The sequence below is a fragment of the Pseudofrankia saprophytica genome, assembly GCF_000235425.2.
GTDB lineage: Bacteria > Actinomycetota > Actinomycetes > Frankiales > Frankiaceae > Pseudofrankia > Pseudofrankia saprophytica.
Map to the genome: position 1 here is coordinate 6545427 of NZ_KI912266.1, position 20471 is coordinate 6565897.

Sequence of the window (20471 nt, forward strand, 5' to 3'; positions counted from 1 at the left end):
GAGCGCGATGCTCCGGTGGCCCGACGGTGACCTCCTGCCCCCGCCGCTGCGGGACCGGCTGATGGGCCCCGACGCGCCCTTCGAGCTGGCGCGGGAACAGGTGCGCGGCGTCGAGATGACCGTCTTCGCCCGTCGCCCGCCGCATCTGCCCGCGATACTGGCGTCCGCCTGCCAGCGTTTTCCCGACCGGCCCTACCTCGTCTTCGTCGATGCGTCCGGCGCCGCGACCACGCTGACGTTCGCCGAGACCGCCGCGCGCGCCGTGCGGGTCGCGGGCGTGCTGCGCGACAAGTTCGGGGTGAGGAAGGGCGACCGGGTTGGCTTCGTCGCCGCGAACTGCGCCGAGTACGCCGTCAGCATGTGGGCCGCGCTCTCCCTGGGCGCGATCGCCGTCGGGTTCAACGGCTGGTGGACGGGCCCGGAGCTGGCGCACGGCCTGCGGCTGACCACGCCGACCGTGGTCTTCGGCGACGAGCGCCGCCTCGCCCGCCTCGACGGGATCCCCGAGGCCGCGGGCCAGCCCGTCCTCACCTTCGCCGAGCTGTTCGCCACGCTCCCCCCGCCCATCCACGCCGTCGGCAGCGACGCCGGCGGCGCCGATGCCGACGGCGCCGCTGGCGGTGGCGCCGGTGTGGCGGCCGCGGCCCTGCTCGCGCTGTGCCCCGACCTGGACGAGGACGACCCGGTCACGATCCTGTTCACCAGCGGCACCACCGGCCGCCCGAAGGGCGCTCTGCTCCCCCACCGAGCGCTGGTCAACTTCAGTCCCGACGCCGCCCTGCGCGGCGCCGCCGCCGGGCTGCTCGACCAGCTGGCCCAGGCGTCCCCCGCGTCCCAGGGCTCCCCCGCGCCGGCACCCGCCGCGCCCCCACCGCCGGTGTCGATCCTCGCCGGCCCGTTCTTCCACATCTCCGGCATCGGCCCGCTGCTCAGCCACGCCCCGTACAACGGCATGACCCTGGTCTTCGCCCCGCCCGGGAAATGGGACCCGACCGTCCACCTCGACCTGACCACGCGTCACGGCGTCACCAACTGGTCCGGCGTGCCGACCCAGTTCCTGCGCCTGCTCGAGCACCCGCGCCTGGGCGACTACGACCTGTCCAGCCTGCGCGGCCTCGGCGGCGGCGGCGCGGCCCTCCCGCCCGAGGTCGTCCGGCTGATCGAGCGCGTACTGCCCGGCCGCACCCTCGGCGGCGGCTACGGCATGACGGAGACCGCCGGCATCGGCGCGACCACGGGCGGGCGCAGGCTGCGCGACGCGCCCAGCTCACTCGGGGTGGCGACGCCGACCTCCGAGATCAAGGTCGTCGGCCCGGACGGCGCCGAGCTGCCCGACGGCGAGGTCGGCGAGATCTGCGTCCGCTGCCCGAGCGTCTTCCTCGGCTACTGGGAGAACGAGGAGGCGACGGCCGCCGTCCTCGGCACCGACGGCTGGTACCGCACCGGCGACTTCGGCCGCGTCGACGGCGGCCTGCTCTACATGGAGAGCCGCCTCCGCGACATGATCATCCGCGGCGGCGAGAACATCTACCCGATCGAGATCGAGAACCGGCTCGTCGAGCACCCCGCCCTGGCCGACGCCGCCGTCATCGGCGTCGAGCACCGCGAGCTCGGCCAGGAGGTGATGGCGGTCGTCGTGCGCCGCGAAGGCGCCGATGTCACCGCCGAGGACGTCCAGGCCTGGGTCGCCGCCGCGCTCGCCCGCTTCAAGGTCCCGGCCCACGTCCGCTTCGCCACCGAGCTCCCCTACAACGCCACCGGCAAGCTCCTGAAGCGCGAGCTCGAGAAGCTCTACGCCACCCCAGCCAGATAATCCGACCAATACCGCGCCGACCAACACCACGGTCGCCACGGTGATCCCGTTGACGCGACAGGTCGCTGTTTCCGCCCTCGGGCGGTCGCGGAACGACGGCGGTTACGACCACCCGAGAGCGGAAACGGCGATCATGCCCGCGGCGGGACGGACCGACCTCGCCGACCACGCGGTGGGACTCGGTGGGACTCGGTCAGCCTCCGCAGCCGCCACCGCATCCACCGCCTCCACAGCCGCCCCCGCCGCCACAGCCGCCCCCGCCGCCGCAGCCGCCGCCGTCACCGCTGCTGCCGCCGCCGCTGGCGGACGGCTGTGGGAAGCCGAGCTGCTGGGCGAGGTCGCGGTCGGCCGCCCAGATGGCGGCGGCGCCAAAGAGGGCGTATGCGTACGCGCGCTGGCCGGGGAGGCTGCCGGTGCGCAGTGGCGTCGAGCCACGGCGGGCGGCGGCGAGGACGCCGCGGCCGCGGCTGGTGAGGACCTCGAACCTCGTGCGCAGCACGGCGACGACGGCGATGACGACGGTGAAGATCAGCTCCACGACGAGGAAGCCGACCGGGTGGTGGCGGGCGGTGCCGGCGACCAGCCGGGTGAAGCCCACGAGGAGGAACGCCGTCGGCCACCAGGCGAGCTGGCGGTGCATCCGCGCCCGGGCGGGGGTGGCGACCAGTCCGAGGCCGACGAGCCGGCGGCGCAGCTCGCCGGCCGCCGGGCCGCGCGCGACCACCGAGGCCAGCATCGACATCCGCGGGCCGAACGCCGCGCCGGTCCCATCCCGGACCGCCCGCTGGAACGGGGTCAGCGCGCCCGGCATGGGAGCGCCAGCCGGTACGAGTTGGCCCGCCCTCGTCCCTGAGGCCACGAGCCCCTGCTCCCGCAGCGCGACGACGGTGGCCTCCACGGCGCGCCGGGTGCCGCCGGCGAGGAAGGCGAGCTCCTCGGGCGCGAGGCCCGCGTTCGCGCCGCCGGCCGACCAGGTGGGCGAACCGTCTGCCGGGGCGCGCAGCCGCCATCGAACCAGCATGACCACGGTGGCGACCAGCCCCAGCGCGAGCAGGTAGCCGGCCCCGAAGGCCGGTCCGCTGATGCCCCAGGTAGGGCTGTCAGCCGCGGGCGCCTCGCCCGCCGCCAGGCCCACCGGCCCGGCCAGAAGATTCGTCGGCATAGAGAGAGCGTCACCGATGCTCGATGACGTCTCCAGATGTTCGACGGGCCGACTGCCGTCGTCTCCGCGACACCAGGGCGCCCAGCCCAGAGCCGAGTCGGCCGACTTCAACCCCTGGACTACTCGCATCGCCACCGTGGCCAGGCATCGGCGCGGCCACCAGGGCCGACGATGCCTGGCCACCCCGTCCCGGTTCGCTGGTGGAACGAGACCGGTTGATCACCACCTACGTGTTGCCGTCGTCGCGGATTCGGCCAGATCGCGAGCGCGACGACACGTTCGTGGCGATCACCGGCCAGGGGGGGCCGGCCGCCTCGGTGCCAGGCCGGCGGCGGGGCGGCCGGGCGGCGGGGCGGCGTACATGGCGGGGACCGGGCGGGGCAGGCCGAGCTGGCCGTTCCTGGTCGTCGACTGGACCGGGACCAGCGGCGACACCGCGAGGCCGGTCGCCCAGGCCACGGCCAGGCCCCGGGGCGGGATCCGCGCCTCGGACCGCGCGTGCGCCGACGGCTGCTCGCGCGTGTCGTCCTGGCCAGCGGCGGCCAGCCCCGGTGCCGGTGCCGATGCCTGGCCGGACCCCTGGCTGTCCCGGCTGGGGGACGCGCCGGCGGTCTGGCTCTGCCGGGATACCCGCTGTGCCCAGTCCCCGAGCCACGCGACGACCCGGCCGCCGGCCAGCGGGGGCGAGATGAAGTATCCCTGCACCTCGTCGCAGCGCCAGCTTGCCAGGGCCAGCCATGCGGCCTTCGTCTCCACGCCTTCGGCGACGATCCGCAGGTCCAGGGCGTGCGCCAGCGACACGGTCGAGCGGACGATCTCGGCGGCGGACGGGTCCCGGTGCATGTCCCGCAGGAACATCTGGTCCAGCTTGACCTCGTCGGCCGGCAGCTCCCGCAGGTAGGCGAGCGAACAGAAGCCGGTGCCGTAGTCGTCGAGGCTGACGCGCACGCCGAGCCCGCGCAGGTCGGCGAGCGTGCGCCCGGCCTGCTCTCTGGCGGTGATGACCGCCTCCTCGGTGACCTCGACGACGAGGGCGCGCGGCGCGAGCTCGTGGCGGCGCAGCGCGTCGCTGACCAGCTCGACGAAGCCCGCGTCCCCGATCATCGACGGCGGGACGTTCACGGAGACCGACAGCGCCGCGCCGGCCGCGTGCCAGGAGGCGCAGTCGGCGAGGGCGAGGTCCAGCACCCGGCGGGTGAGCTGCGGCATCAGGCCGGCCTGCTCCATCTCGGGCAGGAAGACGGCGGGGCCGCGCAGGCCCTCGCGCGGGTGCTGCCAGCGCACCAGCGCCTCCAGCCCGGTGACCCGGCCGGTGCGCGGGTCTGCCTTCGGCTGGTAGCGCAGCTCGATCTGGTTCTGCTCGAGGGCGCCACGCAGCTCGGCGCGCAGCCGCAGCCTCGCCCGGCCGGGCGACGTGGGCGCGTGCCGGCCGCGCTGGTAGGTGCGCTGGCCGACGCGGGTCAGCTTCGCCTCGTACATCGCCGCCTCGGCGTGACGCAGCAGCTCGGCGGCGCTGCGGCCGTGCGCCGGGGCGTAGGCGATCCCGACGCTGACCTCGGTCTGCACCGGTATGTCGGCGAGCAGCACGGGGGTGCGCAGCGCGTCGCGCAGCCGGCTGGCGAGAAGTTCCGCCCGTCCGGGTCCGGCGTCGCGCAGCAGCACGGCGAACTCGTCGCCGCCGATCCGCGCGGCCAGGTCCGAGGGATGGATCAGGACGCGCAGCCGGTGGGCGACGACGGCGAGCAGCCGGTCGCCGCTCTCGTGGCCGAGAACACCGTTGATCTCCCGGAACCGGTCGATGTCGACGAGGACGAGCGCCGCCGGGGCGGCCTCCCGCACCCGGTGCTCGCCACCGCCGACGACCCGGGTCGCGGCGTCGAGGAAGGCCCGCCGGCCGACCAGGCCCGTCAGCTCGTCACGGCCGCGGAACCGGCGCAGCACCGGCTTCACCCGCGTCGTCAGCAGGCACAGCGAGGTGGCCACCAGCACCGAGGTGAGGAACCCGGCGCGGCCCGTCCAGCCGCCCCCGAACGCGCCGCGGCTCGCCAGCAGCGCGAGGCCGACCAGGACGGTGACGAGCAGGCCCACGACCAGCGCGATCAGCGGCCCGGTCGGACCGGGCGAGACCGGGCTCGCCAGGGCCACCGGCCGGCTGGACGGCACCGCGAATGCCGTGACACCGCCGCCGCCCGCTCCCGTACCGACACCGGGTCCCGTACCGGCACCCGCTGCCTGGCGGTCGCCAGCGCCGAGGCCGGCGGTTGGCCGTCCGCCGCGCGGACCGGCGCCGCGGCGGTGGACCACGCGGCGCCAGCCCGCGAGCGCCGTCCGGGGAAGCACGGGGAACCTGGCCGCGAGCCCCGAGGCGACCAACCCGCTGGCGTTCGCCCCGACCGGGCTCACCAGCGCGCGGCCCACCGGGGTCGGCGGGACACCCGGCATCCTCCGGGCCATCGGCGTCGTGGGGCTGTCCCCGCCCACCGCCAGCTCCTGCACGGCAGCCGCGAGATCTCGCATCCCAGCGCCCACGTCCCGCGCGGCCGCCACCGCCGCCGCGGCGGGCTGGGCTCCGGCGGCCGGCTCGGCCGCCACCGGAGCGGGCGCCGCCAGGTCGTCGACCGGTCGCTTACCGGGCCTCCCCACCGTCCCGGCCCGGGGCTCCCCCCGCGTCGCACCGCCGCCCGCGCCCGTCGTGGCCGCTGTGTCCTCGGTCTGTTCGGCTGGCCGCGGTCGAGCCGTGGCCAGGCCTCCATCCGTCCCGGCCGCGGTCCGCGCTGCGGTCCCGGCCGCCGTCATGATCGGGCCACGGGAATGTCACGTGGCACCGGAGTCCGGCTTCGCCCCTGCATCGGTCCCCCATTGGTGATGCCTACTTGCCTGAGCGCCCGCAATGCCGCCTCCCACGGCCTTTCCGGACGCCTGCGACGAACGCCGTGCCCCGGCACCGCGGCCGCCTTCACCACGGTTGTCGCATTCGGCCGCACAGCGTGCTGGCCCCTGTCCCGGGGCCACTGGCGGACCGGCTGGCGCGACGTAGGCAAGCCCTCCCGAGTTCGGGCGGTTCATGCCGTGCCGTGCCGTCCGACCACACCGCGCATGGCTCGGGAGGTTATCCGAATCCCGGCGAATTCTGGATGGGCACTTGTGGGACCGACTGCGCGCCATCACGCCCGCGGGGACGCCTCGGTCCCGGATTCTCGCTGGTGAGCATGGCAAAACCGCAGGCCACCTCTGCCGAGTGCCACGACGTTGCCTCTTTCGCCCTTCGTCGGCCACGCGCGGGCTCCGGTATCAGGGGTGCCCGTAAGGCCCGTCGATCCGGGTATGTCGACCCAAGCCAGGAGACCCACGTCGCCTGACGATCACGTGAGGCGACGACACTCCCGGAATATTCACCGCTTGTCGCCTCTCAGCGCCTTATGGTGACATCGTTGAGGGGTACCCAGGGCTCGATCGCCGGGAAGACCACGAAGAGCAGCAGCGTCACGACGCCGGCCGCCAGCAGCAGTGCCAGCAGCACCCGCACCGGAATCGGCCCCGGCAGATGGCGGTAGATCCAGCCGTACACGAGTCAGGCCTCCCCTGAAGCGAACGGCACCCCGGCGCCCGGCGCCTTCATAACGGTTCTGTCGAGCGAGGCGAAGACGATGAGCCTGCTTTTTGCCGAGTACTTGGGGTGACAGGTCGTCATCGTCAGAACGGCCGCCGTGGGTGTGGCCCCGGGGTGTTCCGGGACCGGGGCGGTCACGTCGATCCGGTCGGGTGCGACAACCTCCGACCTGGTCATTCGATAGACGTAGTAACGGTCAGAGACCTCCACTACCACCGGATCGCCGGTGCGCAGCTCATCCAACCGGTTGAACGGTTTCCCATAGGTGGTCCGGTGACCTGATACAACAAAGTTGCCCGTTTCCCCTGGCATCGCCGTTCCGGGATAATGCCCGGGCCCTTCCTCCAGCTGGGCCTCGCCGACTCCCTCGACGACGACGGGCGCGTAGTCGTCGCCGAGGCGCGGAATGTGCAGCACCGCGAAGCCCTGACCGACGGCCGGTTTCGGCCGCGTCGCGGGCGGTGGCTGCGACGGCTTCGCGGGCGGTTTGGTGGCCGGCCCGTGCCAGGACGCGGTGAGCCGGTCGTGCAGCCTGCTCTGCGACCTCGCCTGGAACAGGTCGGTGATCCACAACTGGTAGGCCAGGAACAGCGCGACGAGCAGACCCAGGGTGATGAGGAGCTCTCCCACCGCGCGCACGGCCGCGGCGCCCACTCGTCCAAGCCGCGGCCGCGGCGGCTGGCCCGGCGGCGGGGCACTCGGCGGCGCCGCCGAGCCGCGGCCACCGTCTGAGCGGCCACCGTCTGGGCGGCCGTCGTCCGCGCGGCCGTCGGGCGGGCCGGCCTGGCGCGGCACCTGGCCGGCGGGGCCGTCGGCGACCTGGCGCTCCTCGCGGCCGCCGGCCACCAACCCGGCCCCGCGCCATGCCTCGTCCCGGTCCTGAGCCTGGTTCTGGGCTTCCCGAGCCTGGTCCTGGGCTCCCTGGGCCTGTTCCCGGGCCCGAGCCCGGGCCGCGCTGCCGGCGGGGACACCGGCCGGGTACTCGTCCACCGGGTCGCCGTCCGCCGCTCCCACCATGGGAGCACCTTAGGTTATTGAAACATCACTTTACGTGAACAGCATGCCCCCTCTCCGGTCCACGCGGCGTCCCGACACGGAGCGGATCCGCCCGTCACGCCCGCACCGGAACTACAATCGGCGATCACGAGATGACGTATTGTTCTCTGCCGCGTCGGACAAAGGATCCTTGCCCGTGCCGCACAGTCTCCGGCCAGTGTCGCCGGGATCATCGTTGCCCCCGGGATCAGGAGGGACCCCCGAGACGCCCCGCGTCCTGCTTCTCACCGCGCAGGCCGGACCGGGAGTCGACCGCTACGTCGCCGCCGTCGAGGAGGCGCTGCTCGCCGGCGGCGCCACGCTGACCAGGCTGGACCTGCCTTCGGCGGGCCTCGCCGACAGCATCGACCGGCCCGAGACGGCGGCGCGGCCCGCCGAACCGGAGCGCCGTGGCCTGCTGGCCCGGCGCGCCGACCTGCTCGCGAGGACGCCGTTCGGCGCGGGCGTCGGCCCGCAGCCGGGCACCGGCGCCCAGCTGGCGGCGCGGGTGGACGTCGCACGTCGGGCGGCCGGGGCCGCGCGCCGGTTCGGCCACCTCGACGCGCTCGTCGCCGGCCACCCGTCCCTGATCAAGACCGCCGCCGGGGCGGCATCGCTCGGCGGGGCGCGCCGGGTCCCGGTGCTCTGCTACGGGGCCGACATCTGGCGGATACCGCCTACCGACCGGGCGCTGCTCGCGCGTCACCCGCTGATCTATCCGGTGACGGTCAGCTCGTTCTGCGCGGGAGCGCTCGCCGGCACGCGGCTCGCCCGGCTGCTGCCGCCCGGGGTGCCGGCGCGCTGGCGCGCCGCGCTGCTGGCGGAGGGTGGCCGGCGCCGGCCACATCCCCCGGTACCGACGGTGCTGAGCGTCTTCCCGCTCGCCGCCTGGGCCGACAAGGGGCTGCCGACGCTGCTGGCCGCTCTGGAGGTGACGCGCGCCGAGCTCGGCCCGGTGCGCCTCGTGGTCGCGGGGCGGGGCCCCGCGCCGGGCGCGCTGCTCGAGCTGATGTCGGCGACGCCGGACGCCGAGCTGCACGAGTCCCCCGAGGACGAGACCCTGGCCCGGCTGTACGCGACCGCCGACCTGTACGCGCTGTGCACCAGGACGAGGACCGGCGGGACGCGCCCGTGCGGCGAGGGGTACGGCCTCACGCTGTTGGAGGCGCAGCTCGCCGGCTGCGCCGTCGTCGGCCCGGCGCACGGCGGCTCGCGCGACGCCTACCAGGAGGGCGTCACCGGCGTGACCCCCGTGGACGAGTCCCCGCGGGCGCTGGCCGACGTGCTCGTCGGCCTGCTGCGCGACCGTGCCCGGCTGACCAGGACCGGCCGGCGTGGCGCCGAGTGGGCCGAGCTGGTCACCCGCCCCGACGACCACCTGCGCGCGGTCTTCCAGACGCTGCTAGGCGGCCCGCCCACCGTGCCGCCCGGCCCGCCCGCCGCCGCAGCGGTCGCGGCGGCGGTCCAGAACGGGTCGGCGCCACCCGACCAGCGAACGGCTCCCGACCGTCCCAGGACCCTGCCCGCCGCCTCCCTCGCCTGGCCGCGCGACTAGGCCGGGCCAGGCAGGCAGGCCAAAGCCAGGTGGGCGGGGTCAGGGGCGGGCGGCGCGCAGCCGGGTGAGCAGGGCGTACTCGTCGAAGTAGAGGCGGTTCTCGACGACCCGGCCGGCGCGGACCCGGTAGACCTCGGCGATCCGCAGGCTGACCCGGGCGCCGGTCGGCTCGGCCCGCGCACCCCACGGGCTCACGTAGGCCCCCACGTGCGTGGCCGTGAGGGTGTACTCCTCGACGACCATGTCGTCCTGCTCGACCAGGAGGTGGGTCTCGGCCGCGAGGTCGGCGAAGGCCCCGAGGAAGGCGTCGACGTAGGCCGTCGCCGCGTCCCGGCCGCGCGCGACCACGCCGCCGGGGGCCTCGAGGACCAGCTCGTCGTCGAGCAGCTCGGCGAGCGCCGCCGCGTCGTCCGCCTCGAAGGCGGCCAGCACCCGCCGTACCGTCTCCAACGCCGCGCCCACGACCGCCCCGCGCCCTTCCCTCGCCGCGTCTGCCTCAGGCGTCGCGCCCGCCCGCGGCGGGCGCCCTGGTGCCGGTCTATTCGAGGTAGTCGCGCAGCTTCTGGGAACGCGACGGATGCCGCAGCTTCGAGAGAGTCTTCGACTCGATCTGCCGGATCCGCTCCCGCGTCACCCCGAACTCCCGACCGACCTCCTCCAACGTCCGAGGATGCCCATCCGTCAACCCGAACCGCAGCTGGATGACCTTCTTCTCCCGATCCGACAACGTGTGCAACACCGAATCCAGCTGCTCCTGCAACAACAGGAAACTCGCCGCATCCACCGGCACCACGGCATCGGTGTCCTCGATGAAGTCACCGAGGTGGGAGTCCTCCTCCTCACCGATCGGCGTCTCCAGCGACACCGGCTCCTGCGACACCTTCTGGATCTCCCGGACCTTGTCCGGGGTCAGGTCCATCTCCTTGCCGATCTCCTCCGGGGTGGGCTCACGGCCCAGGTCCTGCAGGAGCTGCCGCTGGATCCGGATCAGCTTGTTGATCGTCTCGACCATGTGGACCGGGATCCGGATCGTCCGCGCCTGATCCGCGATCGCCCGGGTGATCGCCTGCCGGATCCACCACGTCGCATACGTCGAGAACTTGTAACCCTTGGTGTAGTCGAACTTCTCGACCGCCCGGATCAGACCCAGGTTCCCCTCCTGGATCAGATCCAGGAACAACATCCCCCGGCCGACGTACCGCTTGGCGATGGAGACCACCAGCCGCAGGTTCGCCTCGACCAGCTTGCGCTTTGCGACGTTGCCGTCCCGCTCGACCGCCTCCAGGTCGACGCGCAGCGCGACGGTCACCCGCCGCGCCTCGCTGAGCTTCTCGGCGGCGAACAGGCCGGCCTCGATCCGCTTGGCGAGGTCGACCTCCTCCTCGGCGGTCAGCAGCGGGACCTTGCCGATCTCCTTGAGGTACATGCGCACCGGGTCGGACGTGGGCGCCTTGGCGGCGAGGTCCGCCTCCTCACGGCGGCGGCGCGCGAGCAGGTCCGCGGCGTCACCCGAGTCCGAGCGCGGGTCGAGGATCTCGATGCCCTCGTCGTTCAGGAGCGACATCACCTGCTCGGCCTGCTCCTGCGGCAGCTCGGCGGCCTGGATCGCCACCGTGATGTCGTCGGTGGTGAGAAAGCCGGTCTCCTTGCCCCGGGTGACGAGGTCCTTGACCTCGTCGACCTGGGCTACTCGCGGCAGGACGGTCTGGGTGCGCATGGGCGGAATCTCGTCACTTCCTTCTCGGCGGGATCGACCCAGGTCACGTGGCACCGCTGCCTCGTCCCCGGAGTTCTTTCTTGTACTGTTCGAGCGCTATGAGCTCGCCGAACGCCTGGTTGAACGCCTCGGGGTCGTTCACCGGATTCAGCCGCTGGACCCGCGACTTCACCTCGTTGATCCGGCGGTCGACGGCCGTCTCCTGCACCCGCGCCAGCTGCGCGGCGACGTAGCCGTCGTCGACCTCGTGGTCCACCAGCATCGGCTCGACCGCGAGCGCCGTGACCAGCCGCGCGACCGGCTCGTGCGGGGTCGCCGCGACCACCAGGGCCACCCAGCTGGGCACGTCGCCTGCGGCGGCGAGCCCGGCGCAGACGCCGCCGGCGGCGGCGATCGCCGCGAGCACCGCGCGGTGCTCGGGCACCGTGAACACCTCGGGGTCGAGCTGGTCGAACATCGGCCCGGCAAGCCCGGGGCACTGCACGGCGATCTTGAGCGTCTCCCGCTCGACGATCACCGCCGGGTCGTCGGGGCCGCCGGGCGGGCCGCCGCGGCCGCCCCGCGGGGCCGCCGCGGCGGCCGGCCGACCGGTGCCCTTGCCGCCGCGGCGGCCGGGCGGGCCGTCGAGCATCGGCGCCGACGGGTGCTCGGCGACGCGGCGCAGCACGAACTCCTCGTCGTTGAAGCCTGTCCACCGGTCGAGCTGGACGGTGTAGCGCTGCCGCAGCGACCAGTCCTTGACCCGGTTGACGATCGGAGCGGCGGCGTCGAGCGCCGCGACGCGGCCCTCGATGCTGTCGAGGTCGTGACGGCCGACCACCTGCCGCAGCGCGAACTCGACCAGCGGCACCCGGCTCGCGACGAGGTCGCGTACGGCCGCGTCACCGTGAGCCAGCCGCAGATCGCACGGGTCGAGCCCGGACGGCTCGACGGCGACGTAGGTCTGGGTGACGAAGCGCTCCTCGTGCTCGAAGGCACGCATCGCCGCCTTCTGCCCGGCCGCGTCGCCGTCGAAGGCGAAGATGACCTCACCACGCTGGGCGTCGGAGTCCATCAGCAGCCGGCGGACGGTGCCGACATGGTCCGACCCGAACGCGGTGCCACAGGTCGCGACGGCCGTGGCGACGCCGGCGAGATGGCAGGCCATCACGTCGGTGTAGCCCTCGACGACGACGACCTGGTAGCGGCGGGCGATCTCGCGGCGGGCGAGGTCGGCGCCGTAGAGCAGGTGCGCCTTCTTGAACAGCGGTGTCTCGGGGCTGTTGAGGTACTTGGGGCCGGCCTTCTCGTCGTCGTCCGCGAGCCGTCGCCCGCCGAAGCCGACGACCTCGCCGGACAGATCCCTGATCGGCCAGACGAGCCGGTGGCGAAACCGGTCGACCAGCCCGCCACGGGCGCTCCGCTTGGCCAGCCCGCCGAGCTCCAGCTCCTCGGCGGTGAACCGGCGGGCGAGCAGGTGGCGGGTCAGCTCGTCCCAGCCCTGCGGGGCGTAGCCGACACCGAAGTGGGCCACGACGTCGGCGCCGAAGCCGCGGGCGGCGAGGAAGTCCCAGCCGGCGCGGGCCGATGGCGCCGCGGACAGCTGCTCGGCGTAGAACTGGGCGGCGGCGCGGTGGGCGTCCAGCAGGCGCTGACGCTGGCTGGTGACCGAGCGGCTGGTCGTGCCGCCGCCCTCATAGGTCAGGGTGACGCCGGCCTTGCGGGCGAGCCGCTCGACGGCCTCGGGGAAGCTCAGCCCGTCGATCGCGCGGACGAAGTGGATGACGTCGCCGCCCTGCTCGCAGCCGAAGCAGTGGTAGACCCCGGTCGACGGCCTGACGTTGAACGAGGGCGTCTTCTCTTCGTGGAACGGGCACAGCCCGCGCAGGTTGTCACTGCCGGCCGGGCGCAGCTGGACGTGCTCGCCGATGACGTCCTCGATCCGGGCCCGCTCGCGGATGAGGGCGATGTCCGCGTCGCGGATGCGTCCGGCCAACGGTCCCTCCCCTGCGCGTCCGGCCCGTGCCGGTCAGTCGACGAGCGGACTCGGCCGACGGCGAGATCCTGCCGCGTGCCGACGCCGGGTGGGTGAGATGGGCACCTGCCAGGTATGAGAACCTGGCGTACCGGCCCAGCTCATCAACCATCACCGGGCACAGCACAACGGCACACACGGTCGCCGCCCACGCAAGTGCCGCCCACACAACCCCTACGCGCTGATGGTACTTGTCGCGAACGCGACAGTACCGATCTTGCGGTGTTCTGGGCAATGGGCGCGGAGCGTCTGGATCTCACAGTACGTGTGGAAGCGGGCGGCCCTTCAGCTCCGCGTGCCGTCGGCTCGCGCTGGCGTCGGTGAGCCGGGCCACCTGGTCGATCACGATACGCAGCCGGGACGGGTCGTCAGGGGCGGCCCGCCAGCCCGGGCGCAGAAGGGGCTCCAGGGTCTCGGGCGCACCGGCGGCTATGAGGTCGACGAGCTCGGCGACCACCTCACGCTGGCGCGCGCGGCGCGCGTCCCCGGAGCGCAGGCCGATGACGAAGTACCAGGCCACGCCCTTCAGCGCCACGCACTCGGCCCGGATGTCCGCCGGGACGACCAGGTCCGCCCGGTATCGGCGCAGCGGACCGCCGCCGAATCGCTCCTGGGTCGCGACGCGGGCGGCGGCGGTGAAGCGGGCCACCAGCTCGCTCGTCATCGTGCGCAGCGCGGCGAGGCCCGCGGCCGAGGTGGGACTGGGCGCGCCCCACCAGGGCTGGGCGGCCAGCCGCGCCAACGCCTCGGCGACCGCCGCCGCGTCGGCGCCGTAGAGGCCGGCCGTGTAGTCGGCGAGCTCGGCCCGCCCGGCCGGCGCCAGGATCGCCGCGAGGTCCACCAGGCCGCCGACGACGCCGTCCTCGAGGTCGTGCACGGAGTAGGCGACGTCGTCGGCCCAGTCCATGATCTGCGCCTCCAGGCAGCGCCGGCTGTCGGGGGCGTCCGCGCGGACCCACTGGAACGCTGCCAGGTCGTCGTCGTAGACGCCGTACTTGCGCGCGGTCAGGTCCGGCTGGGCGCAGCCGGAGCCGGAGCCGGCGGCGCCCCCTGGCCGGGGCCAGGGGTACTTCAGCGTCGCGTCGAGGGTGGCCCTGGTCAGGTTCAGCCCACCCGGCGCTCCGGTCTGGTCCACGGTCTTGGCCTCGAGCCTGGTCAGCTCGCGAAAACTCTGCGCGTTGCCCTCGAATCCACCACAGGTCGTGGCGGCGACGTTGAGCGCGCGCTCGCCGTTGTGCCCGAAAGGAGGGTGACCAAGGTCATGTGCGAGGCAGGCCGTGTCGACGAGGTCGGCGTCGGCCCCGAGCGCCGCGGCGAGTTCCCGGCCAATCTGCGCCGTTTCCAGAGAGTGCGTGAGCCGGGTGCGCGGGAAGTCGTCATCCAGCGGGCCCATGACCTGCGTTTTTGCCGCGAGCCGCCGCAAGGCGCTCGAATGCAACACGCGGGCACGATCCCGAGCGAAGGCACCACGCTGGTCCGGTGTAGCCTTCGGGCGCTCGTCCAGTCGACGTTGTACGTCCGCGTCGTCATACCAGGTCATCAAGGATCCCACCTCACCGGCCGAGCCATTTCGGGAGGAACGCCCTGCCTGGGGTCGACGTAGCGACCATACTTTGTGCCGCACCCCCTAGCACTCGGCCCGGAGGCCCGCCGTGAACAACATCGTCAAGTATTTGATCATCGCCTTCGTGCTGTTCTTCGTGGTGACCCAGCCGGACAGTGCGGCGAGCATCATCTCCAAGGGCATCGACGGGCTCCAGTCCATCGGCAATGGCGTGTCCGACTTCGTCACCCAGACCGCCCTGTGACCGGCGCAACTCGTTCGGGCGTCCGCGCCCGTCGGGCCGGGCACGGACGGCGGGAGCCGGACATGGGCGAAGGCCGGCAGCCCGACCAGGGAGGCCGGCGGCTTGCCCAGGGAGGCCGGCAGTCCGGTCCGGGAGACCGGCGGCCCGGCCAGGTTGGTGGGTGACGTCACCAGAGGCGCGCCGCCACCGGCGCCGGGCGCCAGCCCGCATGGCCCGCCCGGCTCGGCGCCATCGGCGCGGGGCCGGGCACGGGGCGGGCAGGGCACTCGACCGGGACGAGCGGAACGGCGCCCGGACGACGTCGTGGCCTCGCCCTCGAGATCGCGCCGTATTCCCGCTCCCGCATCCTGATCAGTCTGGGACACTGCCGCTGTGGTGAGACTCCGCCTTCCTGACCCCGCCAACCGCGACCTGAAGTACCTGGCCTCCCAGGAGCGGCTGGTATCGATGGTCCGGCTGCACTGGGCCGTCCTGCTTCGCGTGGTCGCCGAGACCGCCGGCGCCATCGCGCTCGCGCTCGCCGTCAACATCTTCCTCGCGGTCCGCGGCGGCGGCACGTTCGTCACCACGTTGCTGTGGTACTTCGCCCTGTTCATGATCCTGCGCGCTCTCTGGCGGATCACCGACTGGCACATGGACCACCTGATGATCACGGACAAGCGGCTGCTGAAGGTGTCCGGGGTCTTCGTGCGCAAGGCCCAGACGATGCCGCTCAGCAAGATCACCGACATGACCTACACCCGGGACCCGCTCGGCCGGGTGCTCGGCTACGGGGAGTTCAAGGTCGAGTCCGCCGGCCAGGACCAGGCGCTGAACCGGCTGCCCTACATCCCCAAGCCGGACCAGCTCTACATCACCCTGCTGGACATGACCTTCGGCGGCGGCCCGAAGCCCGCCGAGGACGATTGAGACGAGACCACGGGAACGCGAATGGGCCCCCGCCACCTTCCAGGTGGCGGGGGCCCATCGCTTGGCCGGGGACCGTCTGGCTATGCGAGCAGGGCGCGGGCCGCTTCGGCGATGTGCTTGGCAGAGATGCCGGCGAAGTCGAGCAGCTCCTCCGGGGTGCCGGAACCGGGCAGCTCCCGAACGGCCAGGTGGCTCAGCCGCAGCGGGACGCTCCCGTCCCCGAGCGCCTCGAGCACGGCGCCGCCGATCCCGCCCTCCGGCCAGTGGTCCTCGGCGACGACGATCCGCCCGGCGGTCGCGTTCGCCGCCTCGCTCAGAGTCGCCTTGTCTACCGGCTTGATCGAGTAAAGGTCGATCACCCGGGCGACGATGCCGTCCGCGGCGAGCACGTCCGCGGCGGCGAGCGCCTGGTGCAGGGTGACACCCGCGCCGATGAGCGTGACCACGTCGGCGTCCGAGCTGCGTAGCACCTTGGATCCACCGGGCGCGAACGGCTCGTCCGGCCTGTACAGCACCGGGTAGGCGCCTCGGGTCGTGCGCATGTAGCTGACACCCTCGAGGTCCGCCATCGCGGCGACGAGCTTGGCCGTGCTGGTGGCGTCGCTCGGGTAGAGCACGGTCGACCCGCCGACCGCGCGGATCATCGCCAGGTCCTCCAGCGCCATCTGCGACGGGCCGTCGGCGCCGATCTCCACCCCGGCGTGCGAGCCGGAGAGCCGGATGTCGGCATGCGAGACGGCGGCCATCCGGATGAAGTCATATGCGCGCGAGAGGAACGCCGCGAAGGTGGAGGCGAACGGCACGTAGCCGCGCACCTGCAGGCCCACCGCGGCGGCGACCATCTGCTGCTCGGCGATGAACATCTCGAAGAACCGCTCGGGGTGGGCCTTCTTGAAGTCGTCGGAGTACGTCGAGTTGCTCACCTCGGCGTCCAGGGCGACGACGTCGCCGCGCGCGCCGACGGCCGCCAGCGCCTCGCCGTAGGCCTTTCGAGTCGCCACCTTGGTGCCGATCTCCCACGTGGGCAGCGTGACCTGCACGTCGGCCCGAGCCGCCGGCCGGGGCAGTGACGGCCCGGGCACCGGGCCGCGCACGCGCAGGTTGCGCTCACCACCGAGCTCGGCGATGGCACGCTCGGCCATGTCGGCCGGCAGCGGCTTACCATGCCAGCCCTCGTGGTCGGCGATCTCGCTGAACCCGTCGCCCTTGATGGTGCGGGCGATGATGGCCACCGGCCCGTCGTACCCGTCGGCCTCGGTGAGCGCCGCGTCGATCGCGTCGAGGTCGTGGCCGTCGATCTGGATCGTCTTGACGCCGAAAGCGCTGATCCGATGGGCGTAGGTCGCCAGGTCCCAGCCGAGCTCGGTCGGGCCACGCTGACCGAGCCGGTTGACGTCGATGATCGCGACCAGGTTCGACAGCTCGTAGATCGATGCCTTGTCGAAGGCCTCCCACATCGAGCCCTCGGCCATCTCGCTGTCACCGCAGAGGACCCAGACCCGGTAGGGGCTCTTGTCGAGGTACTTGCCGGCGAGCGCGACGCCCACCGCGTCGGGCAGGCCCTGGCCGAGCGACCCGGTCGCCACGTCCACCCAGGGCAGCACGGGCGTCGGGTGGCCCTGCAGGCGCTGGCCGAACCGGCGGTAGCCGGTCATCAGCTCCTCGTCGGTGACCACGCCGACGGCCTTGTAGACCGAATAGAGCAGCGGGGACGCATGCCCCTTCGAGAAGATCAGGTGATCGTTCGCGGGGTCGCCCGGGTTGTCCCAGTCGTAACGCAGGTGACGGGCGACCAGCACGGCCAGCAGGTCGGCGGCCGACATCGACGACGTAGGGTGCCCCGAACCCGCCGACGTGCTGGACCGGATCGAGTCGACCCTCAGCTGTCGAGCGAGTTCGCGAACCGTTTCCAGGTCGGCCACGTCCACAGCTTCGGACACGGGACTTGCCACGCCTGCCTCCTCCATCGCGACGCCGGCGGTAGGTCCACACCGACCTACCCGTCGTCGCACTACCCGGCGTCTAAGCGTTCCGAACCGTACCAGCGCGGCAGACGGCCTCAATGTCCGCCAAGCCATGGGGATGTGCGTCACATCCCAGGTTCCGGCGGCCTTCGGCGGCGCGACGAGAAACAGTCGCGCACCGCCCGCCGCCAGATACACCACGTCGGGCGCGGGCATAAGTTCCGACCGCCAGCCACTGGCTGGTCAGAGTCGCGTCGCCACCGAACACCGCACCGTGACCAGCGAACCACACCGCCAGATCGCCACGACAGACCTCACGCGAAGTTTGTTGGAGCAAACAGCAAACCGGCCGCGACCGAGGTTCTCCCCGCCGGGTGCGAACACCACGAAAGCGCGGATTGCAGGAACGCGGGCTCAGGGCAGCTCAGGACCGTCACATGGCCGCATGGCCGCATGGCCGCATGGCCGCATGGCCGCATGGCCGCATGGCCGCATGGCCGCATGGCCGCATGGCCGCATGGCCGGAGGCCGGATGGCCGGCTAGACGGCCGGGGCGCCGGCGCCGGACGGGGTCGCGCGGTGGAACATCTGATACCAGCGGTACCCGATCGCCTCCCGCACGATGTAGCGGGCCTGGGTGTCCCACCCACGGTTCGCCGGACCGGTCCGGGTCGGCGAGGTGGTCGCCCTCAGACCCAGGTCTCGGGCCATGGCCACCGAGCGCAGGCTGTGCCAACGATCGGTGACGACCACCGCGCTGCGCAGTGACCGGGTGTTCATCTCCCCCGCAGCGGCTACCAGGGACTGGAGTGTGTCCCTTCCCTCCGGGACCGCGAGCACCGCCGAGGCCGGCACGCCCTGCTTGACGAGGTAGGACGCGCCGACGCCGGCCTCGGAGAACGGGTCGCCGGGGATCCGGCCGCCGACGGTGATCACCAGCGGGGCGACCCCCGCACGGTAGAGCTCGGCGGCGTGGTCCAGCCGGGCGGCGAAGACCGCCGACGGCCGGCCGTTGTACTGCGACGCGCCGAGCACGACCAGGGCATCCGAACGGGGCCGGTGATCCTGGCTGCCGACCGACCACACCTGCCCGATGGTGACCAACATGAAGACGATCACACCGACCACCAGGGCGAGCACCCCGCGCACCAGCCACAGCCACCAGGGCACGCGCAACCCGCGCACCAGCCCGGGCCGGCGGCGAGGCGCGGTGGGCGCCTTCGTCGCTGGTGCCGTCGCGGGCGTGGCCGGCTCGGCGTTCGCGGCAGGCCGCGCGCCCGTGGCGCGGCGACCTAGGGTTCGGATCACTGGACTCCTCCCCCGCAGACCCTATCGACCCGACTTGCGCCCTTTTTCGCGGGACACCCGTTCCGCCCGCGACGACCTCTCCTGCCCGGATGGTCCACGGTGGTCTGCATTCCCCGTCTAAGGCGGATCACGCCCTGGGACAGGCGTGATCGCGCCAACGGATGTGGTCCGGCCGGGACGGCCCCGTCCGCTCACCCGCTGAACCAAAGATGAACATCGCATGACAAGGCCACCGACAGTCGCCCCCGCGACATGCGCGAGGTTCGGATGTTTGCCACGATGCGCCGCGAAACGGTCCTACGCGGTGATCCGGCGCGAGGATCCGACACGCGGACCACAGAGACCACAGAGCACGGAGGAGGGCGGCAGGTGGCTACTGCTCGCGGCCGCGGCCGCGTCATAGGTCCGGTCCTCGCCGTGCTGCTGGTGCTCGGGGTGGTGACGCTCGCCGTCGTCCCCCGACTCACCGGCGGCAAGGACGGGGGTGGGCAGGGTGGCAAGCTCACCGACGTCCGCATCCTGGGCGGCTCGGAAACGCAGCCGTACCTGACCAACCCGGACGTGACCAAGCGCCTCGCCGAGCTCGGGTACCGGCTGCGGGTCGACACCGCGGGCTCTCGCGAGATCGTCAAGCGCGACCTGGACGGCTACGACATCGCGCTGCCGTCGAACTCCCCGCAGGCCGACCAGATCCGGCGCGACCAGAAGATCACCCGTGCCTCCTACCCGCTGTTCTTCACACCGATCGCGATCGCGACCTTCGAGCCGATCGTGCGGGCCCTGACCACCGAGGGCGTCATCAAGCCCGACGGGAACGTCAGCTACTTCGACATGCGCAAGTACCTCGACCTGGTGACGGACGGCACCCGCTGGTCCGACCTCAAGGACAACACCGCGTACTCGAACCCCGGACCGATGCTGATCAAGTCGACGGACGTCCGCGCGTCGAACTCGGCGGCCGTCTACCTGGCGCTCGCCTCCTACGTGGAAAACAGCAACCAGGTCGTGAGCGACGCGACGACGGCCGACAGGCTGGGCACCCAACTCGCCCCGCTGTTCACCGGGCAGGGCTACACGGACCCGTCCACGGAGGGGCCGTTCAACGACTACCTGTCGATCGGCAGCTCCAAGATGCCGATGGTCATGATCTACGAGTCGCAGTTCCGGGCGCACCAGATCGCGAACGACAAGGCGATCACGCAGGGCCGGGTTCTCGTCTACCCGAGCCCGACGATCTACGCCAAGCACACCGCGGTCCCGCGGACCGACGCGGGCGAGGAAGTCGCGAAGCTGCTGGCCACCGACACGACGTTGCAGGAGCTCGCGGTCCGCCTCGGCTTCCGCACCTCCAACGGCGCCCAGCCCGCCGGCAACGCGGGCGGCGGCGGCATCGGTCCGCCGCCACAGCTGGCCAACGTCGTCGATCCGCCGACACAAGCGATCTCCGAACGGATGATCAGCCAGATCGACAAGGCGTACAACGGATAGGGGCCGGATGAGCCACAAGATCGTCCCGTGGCGGCGCGGCCGGCCGCGCAGGCCGTCTGGCGCGCTCGCGGCGGCCGGCACCGCCGCC

The 20471-nt window shown here is 72.8% G+C and carries 15 protein-coding genes; 5 read left to right on the top strand and 10 right to left on the bottom strand.

What is annotated here, in order from left to right; genetic code table 11:
- Positions 1 to 7 precede the first annotated feature (7 nt).
- On the top strand, positions 8 to 1813 hold the full coding sequence (locus tag FRCN3DRAFT_RS0227745) for a class I adenylate-forming enzyme family protein (protein ID WP_007516112.1): 1806 nt from the start codon (positions 8 to 10) through the stop codon (positions 1811 to 1813).
- Between the two features lie 193 nt (positions 1814 to 2006).
- Here the strand turns inward: FRCN3DRAFT_RS0227745 and FRCN3DRAFT_RS0227750 are convergent, their stop codons facing one another.
- The 4 genes from FRCN3DRAFT_RS0227750 to FRCN3DRAFT_RS46645 all read right to left on the bottom strand — a co-directional run bounded on the left by FRCN3DRAFT_RS0227750 (position 2007) and on the right by FRCN3DRAFT_RS46645 (position 7602).
- Positions 2007 to 2975: a TIGR04222 domain-containing membrane protein gene (locus FRCN3DRAFT_RS0227750; protein ID WP_007516113.1), complete on the bottom strand. Its 969-nt coding sequence runs from the start codon at positions 2973 to 2975 to the stop codon at positions 2007 to 2009.
- A 288-nt stretch (positions 2976 to 3263) separates the two neighbouring features.
- Positions 3264 to 5618, bottom strand: a complete 2355-nt coding sequence (locus FRCN3DRAFT_RS46640) for a putative bifunctional diguanylate cyclase/phosphodiesterase (RefSeq protein WP_232794173.1) — start codon at positions 5616 to 5618, stop codon at positions 3264 to 3266.
- 766 nt (positions 5619 to 6384) lie between these two features.
- Positions 6385 to 6543: a hypothetical protein gene (locus tag FRCN3DRAFT_RS55395; RefSeq protein WP_007516115.1), complete on the bottom strand. Its 159-nt coding sequence runs from the start codon at positions 6541 to 6543 to the stop codon at positions 6385 to 6387.
- Between the two features lie 3 nt (positions 6544 to 6546).
- The gene (locus FRCN3DRAFT_RS46645; protein ID WP_083401281.1) at positions 6547 to 7602 is read right to left on the bottom strand and encodes a class E sortase; all 1056 of its coding nucleotides are present in this window, start codon (positions 7600 to 7602) and stop codon (positions 6547 to 6549) included.
- A 214-nt stretch (positions 7603 to 7816) separates the two neighbouring features.
- Here FRCN3DRAFT_RS46645 and FRCN3DRAFT_RS0227770 point away from each other — a divergent pair, with 214 nt between their 5' ends.
- The gene (locus tag FRCN3DRAFT_RS0227770; protein WP_063630179.1) at positions 7817 to 9175 is read left to right on the top strand and encodes a glycosyltransferase family 4 protein; all 1359 of its coding nucleotides are present in this window, start codon (positions 7817 to 7819) and stop codon (positions 9173 to 9175) included.
- A gap of 39 nt (positions 9176 to 9214) precedes the next feature.
- Here FRCN3DRAFT_RS0227770 and FRCN3DRAFT_RS0227775 read toward each other — a convergent pair whose 3' ends face one another.
- From FRCN3DRAFT_RS0227775 to FRCN3DRAFT_RS0227790, 4 genes are all read right to left on the bottom strand, one after another.
- Positions 9215 to 9637 (bottom strand): ester cyclase, encoded by a 423-nt coding sequence (locus FRCN3DRAFT_RS0227775; RefSeq protein WP_007520592.1) that lies wholly within the window; start codon positions 9635 to 9637, stop codon positions 9215 to 9217.
- 76 nt (positions 9638 to 9713) lie between these two features.
- Positions 9714 to 10892 carry an RNA polymerase sigma factor gene (locus tag FRCN3DRAFT_RS0227780; protein ID WP_007520593.1) on the bottom strand — a complete coding sequence of 393 codons (1179 nt, stop codon included), beginning with the start codon at positions 10890 to 10892 and terminating at the stop codon, positions 9714 to 9716.
- 43 nt (positions 10893 to 10935) lie between these two features.
- The gene (gene dnaG / locus FRCN3DRAFT_RS0227785) at positions 10936 to 12867 is read right to left on the bottom strand and encodes a DNA primase (protein WP_027141000.1); all 1932 of its coding nucleotides are present in this window, start codon (positions 12865 to 12867) and stop codon (positions 10936 to 10938) included.
- A 295-nt stretch (positions 12868 to 13162) separates the two neighbouring features.
- Positions 13163 to 14446, bottom strand: a complete 1284-nt coding sequence (locus FRCN3DRAFT_RS0227790) for a deoxyguanosinetriphosphate triphosphohydrolase (protein ID WP_007520193.1) — start codon at positions 14444 to 14446, stop codon at positions 13163 to 13165.
- A gap of 112 nt (positions 14447 to 14558) precedes the next feature.
- Here FRCN3DRAFT_RS0227790 and FRCN3DRAFT_RS55400 point away from each other — a divergent pair, with 112 nt between their 5' ends.
- Entirely contained in the window at positions 14559 to 14714 is a 156-nt protein-coding gene (locus FRCN3DRAFT_RS55400; RefSeq protein WP_007520190.1) for a hypothetical protein, read from the top strand.
- Between the two features lie 372 nt (positions 14715 to 15086).
- On the top strand, positions 15087 to 15623 hold the full coding sequence (locus FRCN3DRAFT_RS0227800) for a PH domain-containing protein (protein ID WP_007520188.1): 537 nt from the start codon (positions 15087 to 15089) through the stop codon (positions 15621 to 15623).
- Between the two features lie 80 nt (positions 15624 to 15703).
- Here the strand turns inward: FRCN3DRAFT_RS0227800 and FRCN3DRAFT_RS0227805 are convergent, their stop codons facing one another.
- Together FRCN3DRAFT_RS0227805 and FRCN3DRAFT_RS46650 are read right to left on the bottom strand one after the other, a co-directional pair.
- Entirely contained in the window at positions 15704 to 17575 is a 1872-nt protein-coding gene (locus FRCN3DRAFT_RS0227805) for a transketolase (RefSeq protein ID WP_007520185.1), read from the bottom strand.
- 552 nt (positions 17576 to 18127) lie between these two features.
- Positions 18128 to 18895 (bottom strand): YdcF family protein, encoded by a 768-nt coding sequence (locus tag FRCN3DRAFT_RS46650; protein WP_007520183.1) that lies wholly within the window; start codon positions 18893 to 18895, stop codon positions 18128 to 18130.
- Between the two features lie 369 nt (positions 18896 to 19264).
- Between FRCN3DRAFT_RS46650 and FRCN3DRAFT_RS0227815 the strand changes: the two genes are divergently transcribed.
- Positions 19265 to 20383, top strand: coding sequence for a hypothetical protein (locus FRCN3DRAFT_RS0227815; protein WP_007520181.1), 1119 nt, complete (start codon positions 19265 to 19267; stop codon positions 20381 to 20383).
- Positions 20384 to 20471: the final 88 nt, after the last annotated feature.

Excerpts from the sequence above, each read along its gene's own strand:
- FRCN3DRAFT_RS0227745 (WP_007516112.1), top strand. The coding sequence starts at position 8 with ATGCTCCGGTGGCCCGACGGTGACCTCCTGCCCCCGCCGCTGCGGGAC.
- FRCN3DRAFT_RS0227750 (WP_007516113.1), bottom strand. The coding sequence starts at position 2,975 with ATGCCGACGAATCTTCTGGCCGGGCCGGTGGGCCTGGCGGCGGGCGAG.
- FRCN3DRAFT_RS46645 (WP_083401281.1), bottom strand. The coding sequence starts at position 7,602 with ATGGTGGGAGCGGCGGACGGCGACCCGGTGGACGAGTACCCGGCCGGT.
- FRCN3DRAFT_RS0227780 (WP_007520593.1), bottom strand. The coding sequence starts at position 10,892 with ATGCGCACCCAGACCGTCCTGCCGCGAGTAGCCCAGGTCGACGAGGTC.
- FRCN3DRAFT_RS0227790 (WP_007520193.1), bottom strand. The coding sequence starts at position 14,446 with ATGACCTGGTATGACGACGCGGACGTACAACGTCGACTGGACGAGCGC.